Source organism: Phenylobacterium sp., assembly GCF_022402485.1.
GTDB lineage: Bacteria > Pseudomonadota > Alphaproteobacteria > Caulobacterales > Caulobacteraceae > Phenylobacterium.
The window spans coordinates 120,171-139,893 of record NZ_JAKRSA010000010.1 but is presented as its reverse complement, the minus strand read 5'-3'; the positions used below and the strand labels follow the sequence as shown (position 1 = coordinate 139,893).

Here is a 19,723-nt window from a genome sequence, read left to right as displayed (position 1 = left end):
GACCGGTCTGAACCGGAGCACGCCCTGTGGCTGCTAAGGCAGCTTGGCCTTCAGTTCGTCGAGCCACACCCGAGCCGAACCGTCGGAGGGCGCCCGCCAGTCCCCGCGGGGGGAAAGATTGCCGCCGGAGACCACCTTGGGTCCATTGGGCATGGCCGAGCGCTTGAACTGGCTGAAACCGAAGAACCGCTGCAGAAACACCTCGAGCCACCGGGCGACCGTGGCCAGGTCATAGGCGTTCCGGGCGTCGTCCGGGAAATGCGGCGGCCAGGCCCCCGAGGCGCTATCGCGCCAGGCGTGCCAGGCGAGGAAGGCGACCTTCGAAGGCCGCAACCCGTAGCGGGTGATGTAGTAGAGGTGGAAATCCTGCAGCCCATAGGGGCCGACTATGGCCTGGGTGGACTGGATGGCCCCCTTGGCGTCAGCCGGCACCAGCTCCGGCGAGATTTCAGTGTCCAGGACCGAGAGCAGGACCTGGTTGGTGTCTGCCTCGAACTGGCCGTTCGCCGCCACCCAACGGATCAGGTGCTGGATCAGGGTTTTCGCTACCGAGCCATTGACGTTGTAGTGGCTCATCTGGTCACCGACGCCGTAGGTGCACCAGCCGAGGGCCAGCTCCGACAGGTCGCCGGTGCCCAGCACCAGACCCCCCCGCTGATTGGCGGCCCGGAACAGATAGTCGGTGCGCAGCCCGGCCTGCACGTTTTCGAACGTCACGTCATAGAGCGGCTCCCCATCGGCAAACGGATGGCCGAGGTCCCCCAGCATCTGACGGGCGGCCGGGGTGATATCGATCTCCTCAGCCGTGGTGCCGATGGCCCGCATTAGGGCCCAGGCATTGGCCTTGGTGGAATCAGAGGTGGCAAAACCCGGCAGGGTAAAGGCCAGGATATTGCCCCGGGGCAGACCCAGCAGGTCACAGGCCTTGGCCGCCACAATCAGGGCGTGGGTCGAGTCCAGCCCGCCAGAGACACCGATGACGATCTTTTCCGTGCGGCTGGAGCGTAGCCGCTGGGCCAGGCCCTCCACCTGGATGTTGAAAGCCTCGTAACAGTCCTGGTCCAGGCGGTCTGGATCATCGGGCACAAAGGGGAACCGGTCGAGGCGGCGCATCAGGCCCCGGTCGGCAAAGTCGGGCCGATGGGCAAAACCGATGCGGCGGAAATCATACTCCGGATGCCCCTCGCCCACGGCGGCGTCGTTGAAGGTTGGCGTGCGCATCCGCTCCAGGCGAAGGCGCTCTACATCCACATCGGCCAGGGTCAGGCTGCCCTGGGTGGGAAAACGCACGCTCTGAGCCAGGAGCGTGCCGAGCTCATAGATGTCGCCCTGACCGTCCCAGGCCAGATCAGTGGTGCTCTCTCCAGGCCCGGCCGCCGCATAGAGATAGGCCCCCTGACACCGCACCGACTGTGACGCGCACAGCATGGCCCGGTCGCGGGCCTTGCCCACCACCACATTGGACGCCGACAGATTGGCCATGATCAGGGCCCCGGCCAGGGCACCTCGGGTTGAGGGCGGCGTCGGCGCCCAGAAGTCCTCACAGATCTCCAGGTGAAAGACGAAGTCGGCCAGGTCCTCCGCCGCAAACAACAGATCGACCCCGAACGGCACCACCTGGCCAGCCAGGGTCACCTCCAGGTCCGTCAGGCCAGACCCGGCCGCAAACCAGCGTTTCTCGTAATATTCCCGATAGTTGGGCAGGAAAGACTTCGGCACGACCCCCAGGATCTGACCGCGGGAAATGGCCACGGCACAGTTATAGAGTCGACCGTTGCGGCGCACGGGGGCCCCGATGGCCAGCACCGGGCTCAGCTCGCGACTGGCGACGCAGATCTGCGCCACGGCCACCTCGACGGCATCCAGCAGGGCGTCCTGAAGATGGAGATCATCAATGGCATAGGCCGACACGCAGAGCTCTGGGAAGACGATCAAGTCCGCGCCCTGGTCATGTCCCTGTCGGGCCAGATCGAGGATCGCCTGGGCATTGGCCGCTGGATCCCCCACCGCCACCCGTGGTGTGGCCACCGCACAACGCACGAAGCCCTGGGCCTGACTGGAATAAAACCGATGCGTCATGCCGCTCCCCAAAACCTCAGACCGCGCGTTCCAGCCTGCTTGCCACAAATGCCGCTTTGGCGCGAGGCGGGCAAATGGCCGGTTCAGTCAGGTCCAAGCCGGCCCAGTTTGCGTCCAAGATACCCAAGATAGTAATCCTTGGGCTCGTACTCGGAACCCTGCGGTGCCATACCCACTGTCGCACTTTATTCGCCGAACTCTGTTCGGCCCCAGAGATCGGGGGGGGATACGGACTTGGATCAAAGCAGCTTTCCCGTCAGCACAGCGGCCAGCGACCTGCACGAGATTGCTCTGCAGCGCTATGCCATGCGCCTGGGCACCGATTACTTTATCCAGATGGCGGCCTCTCTGGGGGACCTGTTTGACGGGAACCTGCTCACCGGCCTGGTCTTCCTGACCATCGCCCAGGGCTCAGTGCAGCACCTGAACCGTCCAGCCCAGTTTAACGCCATGGCGGTCGACGGGGTGTTTCCAGATGATCTGCGTCGTCCCGTCAGCGTTCTCGGGGTCTCGCAGTTCCTTGGCCTGCCCTATGAGACGGCCCGCCGTCATACCGGCCGGCTCGAGAAGATGGGCTTCTGCCAGAAGGTCGGCGGGAAGGGCGTGGTCATCCCCGCCGAAATCCTGCGCGGGCCCGAAGTCCAGGCCCTGGTGCGGGCCAATTACGGCCACATGCGGATCCTGCTGCAGGGCCTGCGCCGGGGCGGTGAGGCCATGCTCCCGCCCCAGGACCCCCGCTGGGTTCAGCAGGAGGACGAGGGCAAGGCCTGACCGCACACCGGCTCGGGCGGGGTGAGCCTTAGAACCGGCTCCCCACCGCCACGGCCAGTTGCTGGCGAAGCGCCAGGGCCGGAGAGGCCTGCTTGCCGTCTGAGGCCTCATCAACCCGGAACCGCGCCACCAGGCTGAGAAGGTCACGGGTTTCGCCCTTCAGGCCCTGGGTGGCTGCGGTGGCTTCTTCCACCATGGCGGCGTTCTGCTGGGTCACCCGGTCCATCTCATTGACGGCGGTATTGACCTCCTGCAGGCCGATCGCCTGTTCATTGGCACCCGCCGCAATGGCCGCCACCAGACCATCGATCTCGGCCACGTGGGTTACGATCCGCTGCAGGGCCTGGCCGGTTTCCCCCACCAGGCTGACCCCTTGGGCCACCTGCTGGGATGAGGCGCTGATCAGACTCTTGATCTCCTTGGCAGCGTCGGCCGAGCGTTGGGCCAGGGCGCGAACCTCGGAGGCGACGACGGCAAAACCACGGCCGGCATCACCAGCTCGGGCCGCCTCGACACCTGCGTTCAGGGCCAGCAGGTTGGTCTGGAAGGCGATCTCGTCAATCACGCCGATGATCTGGGTGATCTCAGCCGAGGACTTCTCGATCTCGCTCATGGCCTGGACGGCCTGGATCACCACAGCACCGGAGCGCTCCGACTCGGTCTTGGCCTCGGAAATCGCCGCATTGGCCTGACGGGCACCGTCGGCGGTCTGACGGACCGTGGCGGTAATCTGGTCGAGAGCTGCGGCGGTCTCTTCCAGGCCCGCAGCCTGCTGCTCGGTCCGGCGGGACAGATCATCGGAGGCCTGGGCGATTTCCTCGACTCCGCCACCGATGCCGCGGGCACCATTTGCCACGGCGCTGATAGCGCTGTTGAGGGTCGCCACCGAGGCGTTGAAGTCGCCACGCAGACGCTCATAGTCCGCCGCAAAGGGGCTGTTCAGCCGCGAGGCGAGGTCGCCGGCAGCCAGGCGCTTAAGGCCTTCACCGAGGGCCTCGACCACCTCGGCCAGCTGAGCAGCGGCTTCGGCCCGTTCGGCGTCGTTGCGCTGGCGCTCGGCCCGGCGCGCGGCGTCAGAGGCGGCGGTCTCCTGCTCAAGCCGGACCCGCTCAATGGCGTTGGCCTTGAAGTGGGCGACGGTCTCAGCCATCGCGCCGACTTCATCGGCCCGACCCATGGCGGGCACCTCGACCTCGTTGTCGCCGTCCGCCAGCCGCCGCATGGCCTGCACCATGCCGTTCAGAGGCCGGGTCACCCCGAAGATGACGATGTAGAGCGAGGCGATCAGTGCCCCCAGGGCGCAGAGCGCCGCCAGGCCGATGGCCTTCAGGAACCAGTTGGAGGCGACGTTGGCCGCCCGGCCTTCTTCCAGGGAAACCTTGAACTGCAGGGCCGTAAGGTCGCTGATGGCCCCGCTGACCCGGTCGATGGGCGTGTAGAGGCTTTGGGCGGTGAACTGCTCCAGGGCCGCTTGATCGCGGCGCTGCATGATCGACTCCAGGGTGTCGATCACAAGATAGGCTTCCGCCTTAGCCGCCTCGGCCTTGTCCTTGAGGGCCGCTTCCTCAGCCGTCATGCTGGTGGCGCTGTAGGCCGTCCATTCCCGGGTGATGACCGCGCGGGCATCGGTGACGCCCTGAGCCCCCTCTTCCCAGCTCAGCTGGCCGGTTTGAACTTTCCAGGCGGCGTCCACCACGCTGACCGCGTAGGCGTCGGCTACCGCCTTCAGTTGGCCCATGGGCGCAACGCGGTCGGCGATGACCCGGTCGATCCGGTCACCCCCGTCACGCAATCCGATAAAGGCGAAGGTGCCCATGATGACGAGGCCGATGGCCAGGATGGAGATGACCGCCAGAAGCTTGGCGCGAATGGAGCGAAGCATGTGACATTTTGTCCCAAGTTGATGCGACGATTTGCGCCCGAGGGACTTAACGATGCGTAAGATTCACTATGCCGCCCGAGGGTTCACCGAACCGAGTTACCCGGTTCGGGTACCAATTTGGGAAGTGGCAGGTTCCGCCCCCGCGCCTGGCAACGCAGCGAACGGGGATGGTGCCGCCTAGGTGACTCGAACACCTGACCTACGCATTACGAATGCGCCGCTCTACCGGCTGAGCTAAGGCGGCCCGTGGCGACGGGGGCTGGGCAGGGCCAAGTCTTCCGTCCGGGCCGGCTGTTTAGCGGCTCTTGGGGCGCTCGCCAAGCGCCTGCGTGGTTCCCTGTGGCTGTCAGGGGGCTGGGAACCAGACCGGGCCAAGCCAGGCCACCGCCAGGCCCGCCAGGATGCAGACCACCGTAAAGCTGATCAGCAGCCAGAACCGCGGGCCGAGCAGCGGCCGGGTCGGGTCCTGATCTGACGGATCGTCGGGTCCTGGTTTCACGGTCAAGCCGTTGGCCCTAACGGAGCAGCCGCGCGGTCGATGAGGTTCAACAGGGCCGACTCCAGGGGCACGGGGGCAAAGGTTCGGGGGCCGATCCTGGCCCTGGCCAGGGGCTTGGCGACGGCCTTGGAGAGACAAAGCGCACGCATCGCCGGCGCCGTGCGCCCTCGCATCACCTTGGCCAGCTGTTGCGCGGCCTTCGGGGAATAGACGAGGGCCGCGTCGGCCTGCAGGGCCTCGGTCAGGGCCTCGGGGGACGGAGTCAGGGGGCAGGTCTCATAGATGGGCAAGCTGCGCAGGGCGACGCCGGCCTGGCCAAGGGCCCCGGCGAGATCCCCCGCCGGCTCGGTGGCCGAGGGATGCAGGACGCCCCCCTTGAACTCGCCAGCCCGGCTGATGATCCCCGCCGCCAGGGCGGCCACATCCCCGTCGGCCGACAGCACGTGGCGAAATCCCACCGCCCGGGCGGCCTGGGCGCAGGCCGCGCCAACGGCGAAAACCGGCAGGGTGCGGTTCGAGCTCAGCTTGGCGAACATCCGCGCCCCGTTGGCGCTGGTAAAGGCCAGGGCACCTACCCCTGAAAGGTCTGGGGGCGCCTCGGTCACTGGGCGCACCTCCAGCAGAGGCAAGATCAGGGGTCGATGCCCGAGCGCCCGGACCCGGGCGGCGGTGGGGGTGGCCCCAGGCTCGGCCCGGGTGATCCAGATCAGACGCTTTTGGGGGGCGGTCATGGACAAACCAAAGCTTGACCTTCCGGCCGCATGCAACCCCGCACGGGTCTATTCGGGTAGGATGATGGCGTCACCGGCCTCATCCCGGAGCTCGGCGCCGAGCTTCAGGCCGAGGCCCCGGGCTGCGGAGATCGCATCGTCGGCGCGGCTGAGGTCCAGCCCGGCTTCCCGGCGGAACCGCAGGCGGCCGTCCGGGGACAGGGCCTCGACGATCAGGACCAGCTGGCGGGCCTTGAGGGTCGCATAGGCCCCGATCGGCGTGCGGCAGGAGCTTTCCAGGGCTGCCATGGCGCCCCGTTCCGCCGCCACCGTGATGGTGGTGTCCAGGTCGCGCAGGGCGGCCAGCCAGGGCTGGTCCTGATCGGCCTCGCGGGTCTCGATGGCCAGGGCGCCTTGGCCCGGGGCCGGCGGGCGCTCCACCGGATCGATGAAGCTCCTGGCCGCCCCGTCCAGCCCCAGTCGCTTGAGGCCTGAGAGGGCCAGAATGATGGCGTCGTATTCCCCGGCTTCGAGCTTGGCGATCCGCGTGCCCACATTGCCCCGCAGAAGCTGAACATCCAGGTCGGGGCGGGCATGCAGGCTCTGGGCCTGGCGGCGCAGGCTGGCGGTGCCGAGCTTGGCGCCCTGAGGCAGATCCTCAAGGGTCGCAGCCCCTCGGCTGAGGAAGGCGTCCCGGGGATCTTCCCGCTCCGGGATGGCGGCAATGACCAGGCCCTCGGGCAAGAGGGCGGGCATGTCCTTCATGGAGTGGACGGCGCAGTCGATACGGCCCTCGAGCATCGCCTCCTCGATCTCCTTGGTGAACAGGCCCTTGCCGCCGACCTCCAGCAAGCGCCGGTCCTGGATCTGGTCGCCCGAGGTGCGGATGACGATCAGGGGGGCCACCTTCTCGGCGTCCTGCGGCGCGGCGCCAAGCGCGGCGGCGATGCGGCGCTGCATCTGGCCAGCCTGGGCCAGGGAAAGCTGGGACCCTCGGGCCCCGATGCGGACGACGGGCGGTTGCGAAGACACGGTGAGCGGTCTACCTGCGATGCGATGACTGACAGCCCGCTGCTACAGGACAGGCGTCTTGGCCGCAACCAGATGACCGGGCTCACCGTCCTGGGCCTGGAGACCAGCTGCGATGAAACCGCTGCGGCGGTCGTGCGCCTGGACGATGAAGGTCGTGCAACCGTCCTGGCCTCGGTGATCGCCAGCCAGATCGCCCAGCACGCCCCCTATGGCGGTGTGGTCCCCGAAATCGCCGCGCGCTCCCACGTGGAAGCCATCGATGCCATCGCCGCCCAGGCCATGGGCGAGGCGGACCTCTCCTATGACGACCTGGATGGGGTCGCGGCCACAGCCGGACCTGGCCTGGTGGGCGGGGTGATGGTGGGGCTGGCCTTTGGCAAGGCCGTGGCCTTGGCCCGGTCCCTGCCGCTGGTAGCCGTGAACCATCTGGAGGGCCATGCGGTCTCCGCCCGGCTCGGAGCGGACGTTCCCTATCCCTTTCTGCTGCTGCTGGTCTCCGGCGGCCATTGCCAGCTGCTGGAGGTGGGCGGGGTTGGGGCCTGCCGGCGCCTGGGCACCACCATCGACGACGCCGCCGGTGAGGCCTTCGACAAGATCGCCAAGACCCTGGGCCTGCCCTATCCGGGGGGGCCGGCCCTGGAGAAGCTGGCCGTGGGGGGTGATCCCGACCGCTACCCCTTGCCGCGAGCCAGGCTTGGCCACAAGGACTGCGACTTTTCCTTCTCAGGCCTGAAGACCGCTGCGGCCCGCATCGCCGAGACGCTGACGACGCCCGATGAGCGCCGGGACCTGGCCGCTGCGGTTCAGGCCGCCATCGCCCGCCAGCTGCGCGAACGCACCGCCCGGGCCATGGACCTCTATGCCCAAGGCCACAGCGGCGAGGCCCTGCGCTTTGTGGTGGCCGGCGGGGTGGCCGCCAATGCAACGGTGCGCGCCGTGCTGGAGGACGCCGCCCACAGCCATGGCTTTTCCTTCACCGCCCCGCCGCTCGCCTATTGCACCGACAATGCGGCGATGATCGCCCTGGCCGGTGCCGAGCGGCTGGCGCTGGGGCTTAGCGACCCCCTGGACGCTCCAGCTCGGCCCCGCTGGCCCCTGGACGCGGCGGCTGCCGCAGCCCACCCCAGTCACCTCGCAGGTCGGAAAGGCGCCAAGGCATGAGCCAGGATTTCAACCGGGCCGGGGTCATCGGTGCCGGCGCCTGGGGCACCGCCCTGGCCCAGGTCTGTGTCCGGTCCGGCCTTGCCACCACCCTGTGGGCCCGGGAGCCTGAGGTGGTCACAGCCATCACCGAAACCGGTGAGAACAGCCTCTTCCTGCCGGGCGTCCCCCTCGATCCCGCCCTTGTCTGCACCAATGATTTGGCGAGGCTTGCCGGCTGCGACCTGATCCTGATGGTGGCGCCGGCCCAGCACCTGCGGGCCGCGCTTACAGCCTTCGCCCCTCACGCCCGGCCGGACCTGCCCATACTGCTCTGCGCCAAGGGTGTGGAGCAGGGCTCGCTGAAGCTGATGACGGAGGTCTTGGCCGAAACCCTGCCCGACGCCGCCCCAGCCGTCCTGTCGGGGCCCAGCTTCGCCGGCGAGGTGGCCCGGGGCCTGCCCACGGCCGTGACCCTGGCTTGTCCTGACGAGGCCCTGGGCCGGGCGCTCGCCGAGGCCATCGCCCTGCCGGCGTTTCGCCCCTACTACGCCCCGGACATGGTCGGCGCCGAGGTGGGCGGGGCGATCAAGAATGTGCTGGCCATCGCCTGCGGGATCGTCGAGGGCCGGGGCCTGGGCCGCTCAGCCCATGCGGCCCTGATCACCCGGGGCTTTGCCGAAATGACCCGGGTGGCCGTGGCCCTCGGTGGCCGCCCTGAAACCGTGGCCGGCCTGTGCGGCCTTGGGGATCTGGTGCTGACCTGCTCAAGCCCCCAGTCGCGCAATATGAGCGTCGGCCTGGCGCTGGGCGCTGGCCAGACCCTCGACCAGGCCCTGGCCGGCAAGCTCTCGGTAGCCGAGGGCGTGGCGTCTGCACCGGCCGTGCGCCAGCTGGCCGCCAGACTCGGTGTTGAGACCCCGATCTGCGAGGCGGTTGCCGCCATACTGGCCGGCGAGGTCGGCGTCGACGCGGCCATCGCGGGCCTGCTCTCCCGCCCCCTGAAAGACGAACGCGAGGACTCCGAATGACCATTTTCGTGCTGATGTGCTTCGACAAGAAGAACGCGCTGTCTGAGCGCATGGCCGTGCGCGAAGCCCACCTGGCCTATATCGGCCAGCATCTGGAGCGCGTGAAACTGGCTGGCCCCCTGCTGGACGAGGCCGGCGAGATGGCTGGCTCGCTGATCCTCTATGAGGCTGACACTCTGGCCGAGGTTCAGGCCTTTAGCGCGGCTGATCCCTACAAGTCCGCCGGCGTCTTCGAGCGGGTGGAAATTTCGGCTATGAAGATCACCCGCGGGGCCTTGGCTTGAGCGATAACCCCGCCAGACCCGCCGCCGGGATCGATCTTTGCGCCCTCGACGAGATCAATGCGCCGGGCGCCAAGAGCTTCCGCTTCCGGGCTGACAGCGCCATGTTCGCCGGCGTCGTGGTCCGCATCGGCGAGGAGATCCGGGGCTATGTGGATAGCTGCCCCCATGCCGGCTGGCCGCTCTCGGCGCTGGACGACCGCTACCTGACAAGAGACCACCGCCACATCCTCTGCGCAGGCCACGGGGCGCTGTTCACCCCTCTGACCGGCGAATGCGTGGTCGGCCCCTGCTTCGGCGAGCGGCTTTCCCCTTGGCCTGTTGAGGTGCGGGACGGCCGGGTGGTGACGGCCTAAGCCGGTCTGGGCCGGCAGGATCTGCCCGCGACCCTTCTTTAACGGCTTAGGGCTATCTCTTAGGTCGACCTCAGAAGGAACCGTCGCCTTGGCCGATCCGATCCGCGCGCTCGCTACCCTGAACGGCCGCTTTGCGCCCCAGTTCGCCCAGACCATGCTGAGCACACCCCGCTCCAGCCAGGATGCGGCCGACTTCGCCGCCCACTGCCAGGCCATGGGGTTTGAGTTCACCACCGAGTGGGCCGACAACAACATCCCCTATGTGGCACCGCTGCTGCGGGACTTTGCCGGTCCCCGTGGCCAGATCCGTTACCTGGAGATCGGTGCCTATGAAGGGCGCAACCTGGCCTTCATGGACTGGCTGCTGCCGGCCAAGCTCGATGTCACGGTCATCGACCCCTGGTTCGATGAAGCCCTCAACCCAGAGGAAAAATACCATGCGGTTGAACCCCGGTTTCACCGCAACATGGCCAAGCTCGGCTTTGCCGGCCTGACCACCCACAAGGGCTTCTCCACCTACGAACTGCCCAAGATGCTCGAGCGCGGCGAGCGCTACGACCTCATCTATGTGGACGGCAGCCACACCGCCTGGGCGGTGATGGTGGACCTGGCCTATTGCGCGGCCCTGCTGGACGTGGGCGGCATGATGGTGCTGGACGACTACTGGCACGACGAGAGCGAGATCGGTGGTCCGGGCGTCAAGCAGGCGGTTGACCGGTTCCACGGCATCTTCCGTCATTACTTCGAGATCAGCGCGGTCTATCGCCAGGTGGCCCTGACCAAGATCGCCGAAATTCCCCGCTAGAGCCCCTTTCGGGCCGACCGATGTTCTGCACAACCAGGTGCCTGTTTTGCTGGCGAGAGGTGCCTGCTGCGATGCGCGCACCTAGACTGGGTCAATTCTGGAAAACGCGGTTCTGATTCCTCTGGAGTTCAGGCCCCGCGGGGCCTATTGGGTGCGGTGACGGGGTTGGGCGCGTCAGGGAGCTCTGCGTGCTGGGTATTCGTCGATCCATCGACAGTGAACATCGTCATCACCTTCTGGCGGGGCTGCAGGTTTTCCTGGTCGCCCTGCTGGCGGGCGGACTCGCCGTGGCTGCGCCCTATATGGGCAGCGAGCGGACCGCGCCCCGTCTGGCCAAGCTGACCGGCGGGGAGATTGACGCCGCCGCCCTGGACCGTCTGGCGAGCGCCATGGACCCGGCCATGCGCCGACTGGCCGACCGCTTCGCCCCCCACGAGATCACACCAGCCTTTGCCCGGGTCGACCGGGAGGCGGGCGTCATGAATGCCCTGGACGGCGGGGCACCGGAGCCCGCCATCCTGCGCCTGCAGGACCTCGACGAGGATCAGGCCCGCCTGTGGAACGCGGCCAACCCGACCTCAACCCTGCCCAATCCCGCCGCGCGGCCGTTCCGGATTTCCGGCGGCGCCCTGCATCAGGCCCGCGCCCAGGATTGCCTGGCTGCGGCCATCTATTACGAAGCCCGCTTTGAAAGCCTGGATGGCCAGCGGGCGGTGGCCCAGGTGGTGCTGAACCGAGTCCGGCACCCGGCCTACCCCAATTCCGTCTGCGGTGTCGTCTTCCAGGGCTCCAACCGGACCACCGGCTGCCAGTTCACCTTCACCTGCGACGGTGCCATGGGGCGGCCCCCCGAGGCCAATGACTGGGCCAGGGCGCGGCAGATCGCCGAGGCCGCCCTGTCGGGCTATGTGATGAAGGGGGTCGGCAACGCCACCCACTACCACGCCAACTATGTGGCCCCCTACTGGAGCCCGAGCCTGATGAAGGTGGCCACGGTCGGGGCCCACATCTTCTACCGCTGGATGGGCGGCTGGGGCCTGCCGGGCGCGTTTAGCGGTGCCTATGGGGGCGATGAATCCGTTGGCTTCCAGGTCGCAGCCATGAACCGTCTGGCCGCACCCACCCTGGTGGAGCTGGTCACCCTGGGCGAAGACATGGAAACCCTGTCCCCCACCGGGATCGGCGGGATGGCCGGAAGCGGTGCGGCGACAGATGGTGATGGGGCGTTAGTCAGCGACGTTCAGGTCGTTGCCCTGGCCCCCGAAGCCCACGAGATCGTCGCCACACCTGCCATGGTGGCCACCCAGGCTGAGGGTCTGGTGCCCGCCGAGGACCTGGACTGGACCGGTCGGGTGAAACGTCAGGCCCCGCCCCGGCTGGCCATTCCCTCCAGCAACGGCTTCTGAAATTCGGGCGCGACGCGCCCTAAACCCGCAGAAGATCAGCCCGGCGAGACTTCGGCGGCGAAGGCGGCCACATCCTCCAGCAGGCCGGCCGCAGCGGCACGCACCAGGTCGCCGCCCTTTTCCGGGGTCGCCTGGGCCGGATCAGACCCCATCCGGCCGTCGGGATATCGGGCACGGAAATCAGCCGCCTCGCGGATCGGACCCGTGGGGGCGATCTTCGGCGCATAGTCGGCGGTCTTGATGGCGTCGGGATAGGCCCACTGGGTGACGGCGATCTCCGAGGGTGTCGCATGGCTGCCGTGACCGACAGGAAACTGACTGTTGGCCAGGGCCGTGACGCCCTTCAGCTCCCACCAGTTCTTCAGCTTGCAGGCAAAGCCCCGGGGCCTGCCTGCAAAACTCGCCTCGGCATAGAGCTCAGAAAAGGCCGCCTCGATGGAGGCGACGTTTCCACCGTGACCGTTCAGGAAATAGATCTTCTCGAACCCGTGGGTCGAGAGCGAGCGGCACCAGTCGCCGATGGCGGCGATGAAGGTCGAAGGGCGCAGGGAAATCGTACCCGGGAAGCCCAGATGATGCTGGGCCATGCCGATATTGAAGGTCGGGGCCACGAGAATGTCGCCGCTCTTCTGGGCTTCATGGGCGATGATTTCCGGGCACAGCCAGTCGGTGCCCAACAGGCCGGTGGGGCCATGTTGCTCATTGGAGCCGATGGGCACGACCACCGTCTTGGAGCGGGTCAGAAAGCCCTCAACCTCGGACCAGGTGGACAGGTGCAACAGCATGGGGCGATCTCCGGCGCTAGAGCGGGGTCCGATAGGTGGAAACGGGTTAGCGAATGAACCGCGCTCAAGCCTCGAAGCCTAGAGCATTTTCCGATAAGCGCGAAACGGTTATCGGGTCGAAAAAGCTCTAACCTTTTGATTTAGAGCCATTTTTGTCCGTTCCGATTGAACCAGTGAGATCAGAAAAGGGCTCTAGAGCACGATTGAAGGATCAGACAGGTCCGTCTGGTCCCATCGTGTTGCGACCTCGGGATCAGATGCCGGCGTACCACTCATAGCCGCGATCTTCCCAGAAGCCGCCCTTTCCGCCGGCAATGTGGGCGAAGCTCTCCACCGCCTCGATGCGCATGACATATTTGGCGTGCTTGTAGCCCAGCTGGCGCTCCACCCGCAGGCGCACGGGCGCGCCATGTTTCACCGGCAGCACCTGACCGTTCATCTCGTAGGCCAGGATGGTCTGCTCGTGGAAGGCATCGACCAGGTCGATGCTCTCGTAATAGAGGCCCCGGTCCCCCACCGCATTGGGATCCAGCCGATCGGCGCAATGGAAGACGATGTAGCGGGCCTCCGGCTTGAGGGCCGCCTCCTCCAGCAGAGCGCTGAGCCGGGCCCCAGTCCATTGGCCGATGCTGCTCCAGCCCTCGACACAGTCGTGGCGGGTGATCTGGGTGCGGGCGGGCCGGCGGCGCAGATCCTCAAGGCTGAGGGAAAGTGGGCGTTCGACCAGCCCCCCGATCTCCAGCCGCCAGTCGGCGAAGCTGTTGGCGACCAGGTTCTGATAGGCCACGCCGGCCGGCCGCAGGCTGCCATTGGCGCGGAAGTCCGGGGAAATATCGGCCGCCGTGAACTCGCGCGCCAGGGCACCCCGGGCCAGGATCAGGCGCTGGGCCGCCATGGTGAGACCCTCGGCCCGGGCCAGGGTGGCGCGGACCCCCGCATTGCGGCTGATCTGATCACATCCAGCCAGGGTCAGGCCCAGCAGGGCCGAGCCAGCCCCAGCCAACAGGCCCCGGCGGGGAATCGAGGTCATGACAGGGCTCCAGGCTTAGGGGGCGATATCGCGCCGCCGGTGATCATGACCCGCAGCTGCCGGAGGGGACCGGACGCGATGACCATGCCGACATGGATCAGGACGAAGGCCACCAGGGCCAGGGCGCTCAGAAAGTGGATGGTCCGCGCCGACTGGCGGCCGCCAAACATCTCGAAGGTCCAGGGCCAGGCGGCATTGACCCCCGGCGACATGCCCAGACCACTGACCACCATCAGCGGAAGGAGCCCGAAGATCACCACCAGATAGATGAGCTTCTGCAGGACGTTATAGCGGCCGTGGGGAAAGCGCAGGGCCACATGATCCTTGATCTCGGCCCACAGGTGGCGCGGCGAGAGCTCCCGCCGCTGCGGGGTGAGGTCCCGACGGAAATGACCGCTGAACAGCCCCCAGGCGAGATAGGCCAGGCCATTGAACACAAACAGCCAGGCAAAGAAAAAGTGCCAGCGGCGGCCCTCAGCCAGGGACCGGTAGCCCGGCAGGGTGGCCCAGGCGGGAAAGCCCCGCTGCATACCGTCCGACAGACCCAGAACCCCGGTGGTCTCCAGCTTCAGGCCCCCCACCTGGGTGATGCCGGCGAGCCCCTGGCCCCGGGGCTCAGCGGTCATGGATATCCAGGGATCGGCAAAGGTCGAGGCATGTCCCCAATAGAGTGCTGGGTGGGCATTGAAGATCTGCAGCCCGCTGCCCAGAAGCACCAGCAGGACCAGAACATTGAGCCAATGGGTCAGACGGACCAGGAGGCTGTGCCTGGGCGGCGGCTTGGCCGGGGGCTGAGGGGATATCTGACTGTCCGCCGCATTCGCCAAGGCATCGCCTCCATCACCACCTCCTCAGAGTACGCGCGATGGGGGCGCAATGTTACTGCCGAACCGGCGCGCCGTCTCAAGGCCCCCTCCCGCCAGGGGCGTTGGCGTCGGCGGCGGGCGCCCCTAAGGTCCCCACGGTCGCCCGGCGCAAGGGCGGTCACTTGTTGTGTTGGGGGGCCTGATGGGCTGGGACGGCGGAACCGAGATCTGGGTCGGCGGGGTCAATACCTGGGAATGCGATGAAATGGGGCACCTGAACGTGCGCCATTGGGTGGCCAAGTCCATGGAGGCCCTGGCGGGTCTGGCCGCGGAACTGGGCATGCCCGACGCCTTTTCCGCCCTGGCACCCTCGACCCTTCTGGTCCGCGAGCAGCACATCCGCTTCCTGCGGGAGGCCAAGCCCGGGGCCGCGCTCTCGGCCCGGGGCGGGGTGGTGGCCATGGGTGAGGACGAAGCCCGCCTGATGCTCGTCATCCTGCATCCCGACGGGTCACCCGCCGCCACTTTTCAGACCGTGGTGCGCCACGCCACCGCAGACGGCGGCCGAGTGTTTCCCTGGCCCCGGCGAATTCGGGCCGCAGCCGAACGCCTGCAGATGGACGTGCCGGACTTCGCCGCCCCCCGGTCCATTGCCCTGGACCCGGTGGGGACCAGCGCTGGCAGCTTGGCGGCGGCCCAGGCCATGGACCTGAAGCGCATCGGCCTTGGGGTCATCGGCGCGCCGGACTGTGACGCCTTTGGCCGCATGCGGACCGAGATCGTCATGGGCAAGATTTCCGACGGCATCCTGCACCTGCTGGGTGCCGACCGGGGTCTGGGCGAGGGGCCCGGGGCTGACGCGCCGCGGATCGGCGGGGCTGCGCTGGAATACCGCGTGGTTCACTTCGCCTGGCCCAAGGCCGGCGACCGGTTCGAGCTGCGGTCGGCCACCGCCCATGTGGAGGAGCGGTTCCGCCGCCTGCGTCACTGGATGGTCGATCCCCACACCGGCCGGCCTTGGGCCAGCGCCGAGAATGTCGCCGTGGGCTTTGACCTGGACGCCCGCAAGGTGGTGCGACTGTCGCCCGAGGCGGTGGAGGCCCTGCGCCCCACCACGCGCCCCAACATGGCGCTCTAGCCCGCCACTGCGCGGGTCAGGACGTCCCGAACCAGTTCTGGGCGTTCCATGGGCAGGAAGTGGCTGGCACCCGCAACGGTGTCGATTTCATAGCGGCCGGTGGCGAGCAAGGTCTCGATATGGTCATCGATCCGGCAGGTGGAGCCATGCTCGGCCCGCAGGATCTGCACCGGACAGGGGCAGGCCAGTGCCGCGGCCCAGGCCTGATGGTCATAGACCGCAAAATTGGACGCCTCCCAGGCCGGCGCACAGGCCAGTTCCACCGTCCCGTCGTCGAGCTCCACAAAGCCCGACGCCACATAGTCGGTGATCTGGGCGAGGCTCCAGGTCTTGAAAGCGCCCCGCCCCTCATAGGCGGCAATCGCGGCCTCGCGGGAGGCGAACTGGCTGCGGCGGCGCAGGGCGCCCTGAACCATCGGCGACTGGGCGATGTCGCCGGGCACAGGCTCCCCGCGCTCGGGCATCAATACAGGGTCAAACAGCACCAGGCGGCGGATGGCGCCCTGGGCGTGAGGGGCCGCCATCAGACTGGTGGTTGCGCCCATGGAGTGGCCGGCCACCACCACGGGGCCAGGGGCCACAAACGCCAGCAGGGCCAGCAGATCATCCCTATAGGCCGCCCAGCCCTGGCGGTTCTCCAGTTCGGTCGGCAGGGAAGTCGCCCCATGGCCCCGCAGGTCGATGGCCAGAATCCGCAGACCGGCTGACAGCGGGCCAAGAATGGTGCGGTAGGTCTGGGCGTTAAACCCGTTGGCGTGGCAGAAGATCAGGTCCAGGGGACGGTCGAGGGAGCCAAACTCCAGGGCGGCCATCTCACCGCCACGGCTGGGCAGTGGGAAACGGCGGGCCCGCGGCGCCTCGGCGACCAGTCCATCCATCGGTGGGCTCCTCCTGCAATGCACCCGGCGGCGCGCGGTGTTCCATATATCCTGACTTCCGCCGGACCCAAGCGGCGGTTAACGGCCGACCCCAAAGGATCACAGAGAGGTCTTGGCTTTCCCCTGCGTCACGGGATGATGATGGGGCGACTGCGCAACCTGCCTCAGGAAGAACCCCATGACCGCCGCCAACACCAACGCCGCGCCTGCCTCCGCCATCCCTGCCCTAGGGCCCTGGACCTGTTTCGAGGTGGAGATTGAGGCCGGGGTGGCCCACATCCGCCTCAGCCGACCCGAGGCCTATAACAGCATGATCCGGACCTTCTGGAACGAGCTGCCGGTGATCGTGCGTGACATCAATGACAATGCCCGGGCCCGCTGCATCGTCATCTCGTCCACCGGCAAGCACTTCTCAGCCGGGATGGATCTGGCCGTGTTTGGCGGCGGCGGCACCTCGGCCCCAGACGCCGGCCTGGCAACCGACCGCTTCGTCGCGGCCGAGGGGCAGCGCCATCATGTGCGCTGGCTGCAGGACTGCTTCAGCTGCCTGGACGAGGCCCGGATGCCGGTGCTGGTGGCGATCCAAGGCGGCTGCATCGGCGGCGCCATGGACATGACCAGCGCCTGCGATATCCGCTATGCCACGGAGGACGCCTTCTTCTGCGTGCAGGAGATCAATATCGGCATGACCGCCGATGTCGGCACCTTCCCCCGCCTGTGCAAGCTGATGCCCGAGGGCTGGGTGCGGGAACTGTCCTATACCGGCCGCAGGCTGCCGGCCCAGAAGGCCAAGGAGCTTGGTCTCGTCAATGAGGTGTTTCCGACCCACGAGGCGCTGATGGACCATGTCATGGCCACGGCCCGGGAAATTGCCGAGAAGTCGCCTCTGGCGGTGACGGGCTCGAAGGTGATGATCAACTACGCCCGGGACCACACCATCGCCGACGGCCTGGACTATATCGCCATCTGGCAGACCGGCATGTTCGCCGGCTCCCACATGGGGGAAGCGTTCAAGGCCAAGGCCGAAAAGCGCCCGGCCGACTTCCCCGATCTACAGCCCCTGCGCCACGGGATGTAACCCGCTATCCCGGCCTGACCGGCCTCAGGGGACCAGTTCAGCGCCCCTGAGATCGGCCCCGGCGAGCTTGGCGCCGGACAGATCGGCCTCCAGAAAGCGGGCCCGGGTCGCCTGGGCACCGCTGAGGTCGGCATAACGCAGGATGGCCCGGTTCAGGTCGGTGCGCAGCAGCCGGCCCTCCCCAATCGCCAGGGGGCCGAGCTGGGCGTCCCTGAGGTCCGCGCGGATAAGATTGGCCCCGATCAGCCGGGCGCCCCGCAGGTCCGCGCCCCGCAGGTCGGCCTTCCGTAGATCGCAATCCGACAGGTCGGCACCCTGGAGCTCGATATTGCGCAGGTCCATGCCGAAGAAGATCGACCCTGGCGCCGACAGGCCGCTGAGGCGCCGGGCGCGCAACTGGCGAAGGCCGCGAAAATCGGCCCCCCCCAGCTTGGCGGCCGCCCCCCGGGCCCCCTGGCTGTCACAAAAGGCCTCATGGTCAGCGATCAGCTGGTGCAGGGGCTGATCATCCACATAGAAGATGTTGGCCGGCGCCTTGAGGAGATCGCTGAGATCGGCACCCTCCAGGCCCGCTGCGGCCAGGTTCGCCCCAGCCACGACCGCGCCGCGAAGGGATGCCCCATTCAGGTCGGCACCATCCAGCTGGGCGCCTGTGAGATCGGCTCCGTCCAGGCGGGCACCGGCCAGCCGCGCGCCCACCAGGATCGCCCCGGCGAAGCTGGCGTCGCGACCATCCACGGCGGTCATTACCCCGGTGAGGTCTGCGCCCTCGGCGACGGCATAGTCCAGATTCCCGGCCCGCGCCTCGAGCTCCAGGATATGAAAACCGTCCTTGCGGGTCTGCATGGCGATGCAGCCCTCCCGCAGATCACAGCCGGTCAGGTCAGCGCCAGACAGGTTTGCGCCCCGTAGACTTACCCCCCGCAGATCGGCCTGAGCCAGGCGCGCCCCGCGCAGATCGGCATCTCGCAGGTCGGCCCCGAACAGATTGGCCCGGGTGAGATCGGCGCCGGCCAGAATGGCGCCGCTCAGGCGGGCCCCGGTCAGGTCAGCCTCAGCCAGCAGGGCACCCTCAAGATTCCAGTCGGCGAGATCGGCCCGCACCAGATCGGCCCGTCGCCCCCCTGCCAGACCCTGGACATATCGGCCATGGGCCGCCAGCACCGCCAACAGGTCGGGGGCGGATTGTGATCTCAGGTGGGTGGCAGGACGAGCCATGGACGACCTTCTCGTGAGGCCGACAGGGTGATCCCAGGTCGTTTAAGGAAGCGTTCGTCCCGCGAAAATCGCGCGACTATTCCTGACCGTCAGGGCCAGACCCGGCGCTATGGCCGGCGGCCTGAAGAAGGGCGGCGATCCGGTCGGTGGCGTCAGCCGCCTGGGTGATCATCTGCAGCGGACCAGAGCCAGGGCGCACCGCCGCCACCATCTGATTGGCCGCCGACTGGGCGACGGTCACCGCCGTGTTCTGGGCCGTGGTGAAGCCGGTCTTGGCGAGGGTGGCCGCCGTCGCGTCCTGATAGATGAAGCCGTGAACCGGATAGGTGGTCGTCCCGAGATTACCGACAGAATCGTACCAGACCTTGACCTGGCTCCAGTCGCCCTTGGGAGAGACATCGACCACGGTGACGTCACGCTCGATCTGGCCCCGGGCACCATTGATGCGCGACCAGTTGGCGTGGGTGATCTGGATGACCCGATCGGTGAGCACTTGGCTGACCACCGCCACATGGCCCAGACGCATGGAACCCGTGGGCTTGAAGCAGAGCACAGCGCCCGCCTGAGGGGTGTTGCCGGTATCGTAACGGCCAGCGGCTTGTTTCCACCAGGTCCAGGCGTCACCGAAAATCTGGACGCCCGAAATCATCCGGGCGAACGGAACGCACTGCCAATAGGTGTCGGCAAAGGCGGTGCTGACGGGCGCGAGCGCCATAACCGCCGCCACCGTCATGGAACCAATGGCCAGACGTGTCCGTTTCAACATGTTGGGGTCAACTCCCGACGCGAACTGGCATT

At 67.5% G+C, this 19,723-nt stretch carries 20 protein-coding genes and 1 tRNA gene; 9 read left to right on the top strand and 12 right to left on the bottom strand.

The window, feature by feature from the left end:
* Nucleotides 1-33: 33 nt before the first annotated feature.
* Nucleotides 34-2,079, bottom strand: a complete 2,046-nt coding sequence (locus MH112_RS03145; protein WP_296563682.1) for an NAD(+) synthase — start codon at nucleotides 2,077-2,079, stop codon at nucleotides 34-36.
* Nucleotides 2,080-2,313: 234 nt separating this feature from the next.
* Here MH112_RS03145 and MH112_RS03140 point away from each other — a divergent pair, with 234 nt between their 5' ends.
* Nucleotides 2,314-2,850, top strand: coding sequence for a hypothetical protein (locus MH112_RS03140; protein ID WP_296563679.1), 537 nt, complete (start codon nucleotides 2,314-2,316; stop codon nucleotides 2,848-2,850).
* 28 nt (nucleotides 2,851-2,878) lie between these two features.
* On the opposite strand, the gene MH112_RS03135 is transcribed toward MH112_RS03140, so the two are convergent.
* The 5 genes from MH112_RS03135 to hemC all read right to left on the bottom strand — a co-directional run bounded on the left by MH112_RS03135 (nucleotide 2,879) and on the right by hemC (nucleotide 6,973).
* The gene (locus MH112_RS03135; protein WP_296563676.1) at nucleotides 2,879-4,732 is read right to left on the bottom strand and encodes a methyl-accepting chemotaxis protein; all 1,854 of its coding nucleotides are present in this window, start codon (nucleotides 4,730-4,732) and stop codon (nucleotides 2,879-2,881) included.
* A 168-nt stretch (nucleotides 4,733-4,900) separates the two neighbouring features.
* Nucleotides 4,901-4,976, bottom strand: a tRNA-Thr gene (locus MH112_RS03130).
* Nucleotides 4,977-5,078: 102 nt separating this feature from the next.
* The gene (locus MH112_RS03125; protein ID WP_296563673.1) at nucleotides 5,079-5,237 is read right to left on the bottom strand and encodes a hypothetical protein; all 159 of its coding nucleotides are present in this window, start codon (nucleotides 5,235-5,237) and stop codon (nucleotides 5,079-5,081) included.
* On the bottom strand, nucleotides 5,234-5,962 hold the full coding sequence (locus MH112_RS03120) for a uroporphyrinogen-III synthase (RefSeq protein ID WP_296563670.1): 729 nt from the start codon (nucleotides 5,960-5,962) through the stop codon (nucleotides 5,234-5,236). The genes MH112_RS03125 and MH112_RS03120 overlap by 4 nt, the downstream gene beginning before the upstream one ends.
* A gap of 48 nt (nucleotides 5,963-6,010) precedes the next feature.
* Nucleotides 6,011-6,973, bottom strand: coding sequence for a hydroxymethylbilane synthase (gene hemC / locus MH112_RS03115; RefSeq protein ID WP_296563667.1), 963 nt, complete (start codon nucleotides 6,971-6,973; stop codon nucleotides 6,011-6,013).
* A gap of 24 nt (nucleotides 6,974-6,997) precedes the next feature.
* On the opposite strand from hemC, the gene tsaD reads away from it, so the two are divergent.
* The 6 genes from tsaD to MH112_RS03085 all read left to right on the top strand — a co-directional run bounded on the left by tsaD (nucleotide 6,998) and on the right by MH112_RS03085 (nucleotide 11,992).
* The gene (gene tsaD / locus MH112_RS03110; RefSeq protein ID WP_296563664.1) at nucleotides 6,998-8,134 is read left to right on the top strand and encodes a tRNA (adenosine(37)-N6)-threonylcarbamoyltransferase complex transferase subunit TsaD; all 1,137 of its coding nucleotides are present in this window, start codon (nucleotides 6,998-7,000) and stop codon (nucleotides 8,132-8,134) included.
* Nucleotides 8,131-9,144, top strand: coding sequence for an NAD(P)H-dependent glycerol-3-phosphate dehydrogenase (locus MH112_RS03105; protein WP_296563661.1), 1,014 nt, complete (start codon nucleotides 8,131-8,133; stop codon nucleotides 9,142-9,144). The genes tsaD and MH112_RS03105 overlap by 4 nt, the downstream gene beginning before the upstream one ends.
* Nucleotides 9,141-9,428: a YciI family protein gene (locus MH112_RS03100; protein WP_296563659.1), complete on the top strand. Its 288-nt coding sequence runs from the start codon at nucleotides 9,141-9,143 to the stop codon at nucleotides 9,426-9,428. Before MH112_RS03105 ends, MH112_RS03100 begins: the two co-directional genes overlap by 4 nt.
* Entirely contained in the window at nucleotides 9,425-9,781 is a 357-nt protein-coding gene (locus MH112_RS03095; RefSeq protein ID WP_296563657.1) for a Rieske (2Fe-2S) protein, read from the top strand. Before MH112_RS03100 ends, MH112_RS03095 begins: the two co-directional genes overlap by 4 nt.
* Nucleotides 9,782-9,869: 88 nt before the next feature.
* Nucleotides 9,870-10,586 (top strand): class I SAM-dependent methyltransferase, encoded by a 717-nt coding sequence (locus MH112_RS03090; RefSeq protein ID WP_296563655.1) that lies wholly within the window; start codon nucleotides 9,870-9,872, stop codon nucleotides 10,584-10,586.
* A 188-nt stretch (nucleotides 10,587-10,774) separates the two neighbouring features.
* The gene (locus MH112_RS03085) at nucleotides 10,775-11,992 is read left to right on the top strand and encodes a cell wall hydrolase (RefSeq protein WP_296563653.1); all 1,218 of its coding nucleotides are present in this window, start codon (nucleotides 10,775-10,777) and stop codon (nucleotides 11,990-11,992) included.
* Nucleotides 11,993-12,027: 35 nt separating this feature from the next.
* Here MH112_RS03085 and MH112_RS03080 read toward each other — a convergent pair whose 3' ends face one another.
* The 3 genes from MH112_RS03080 to MH112_RS03070 form a co-directional block, all read right to left on the bottom strand.
* Entirely contained in the window at nucleotides 12,028-12,777 is a 750-nt protein-coding gene (locus MH112_RS03080; protein ID WP_296563651.1) for a creatininase family protein, read from the bottom strand.
* Between the two features lie 253 nt (nucleotides 12,778-13,030).
* Complete coding sequence (locus MH112_RS03075; protein ID WP_296563649.1) at nucleotides 13,031-13,807, bottom strand: molybdopterin-binding protein; 777 nt, start codon at nucleotides 13,805-13,807, stop codon at nucleotides 13,031-13,033.
* Nucleotides 13,804-14,634, bottom strand: a complete 831-nt coding sequence (locus tag MH112_RS03070) for a cytochrome b/b6 domain-containing protein (protein WP_296563647.1) — start codon at nucleotides 14,632-14,634, stop codon at nucleotides 13,804-13,806. Before MH112_RS03070 ends, MH112_RS03075 begins: the two co-directional genes overlap by 4 nt.
* Before the next feature lie 181 nt (nucleotides 14,635-14,815).
* On the opposite strand from MH112_RS03070, the gene MH112_RS03065 reads away from it, so the two are divergent.
* The gene (locus MH112_RS03065; protein WP_296563645.1) at nucleotides 14,816-15,751 is read left to right on the top strand and encodes a thioesterase family protein; all 936 of its coding nucleotides are present in this window, start codon (nucleotides 14,816-14,818) and stop codon (nucleotides 15,749-15,751) included.
* Here the strand turns inward: MH112_RS03065 and MH112_RS03060 are convergent.
* Nucleotides 15,748-16,629, bottom strand: coding sequence for an alpha/beta hydrolase (locus tag MH112_RS03060; protein ID WP_296563643.1), 882 nt, complete (start codon nucleotides 16,627-16,629; stop codon nucleotides 15,748-15,750). The two genes, MH112_RS03065 and MH112_RS03060, sit on opposite strands and share 4 nt — an antisense overlap.
* A gap of 178 nt (nucleotides 16,630-16,807) precedes the next feature.
* On the opposite strand from MH112_RS03060, the gene MH112_RS03055 reads away from it, so the two are divergent.
* Nucleotides 16,808-17,707: an enoyl-CoA hydratase-related protein gene (locus MH112_RS03055; RefSeq protein WP_296563641.1), complete on the top strand. Its 900-nt coding sequence runs from the start codon at nucleotides 16,808-16,810 to the stop codon at nucleotides 17,705-17,707.
* Between the two features lie 24 nt (nucleotides 17,708-17,731).
* On the opposite strand, the gene MH112_RS03050 is transcribed toward MH112_RS03055, so the two are convergent.
* Nucleotides 17,732-18,925 carry a pentapeptide repeat-containing protein gene (locus tag MH112_RS03050; RefSeq protein WP_296563639.1) on the bottom strand — a complete coding sequence of 398 codons (1,194 nt, stop codon included), beginning with the start codon at nucleotides 18,923-18,925 and terminating at the stop codon, nucleotides 17,732-17,734.
* A gap of 76 nt (nucleotides 18,926-19,001) precedes the next feature.
* Entirely contained in the window at nucleotides 19,002-19,691 is a 690-nt protein-coding gene (locus MH112_RS03045; protein WP_296563637.1) for a CHAP domain-containing protein, read from the bottom strand.
* Nucleotides 19,692-19,723: the final 32 nt, after the last annotated feature.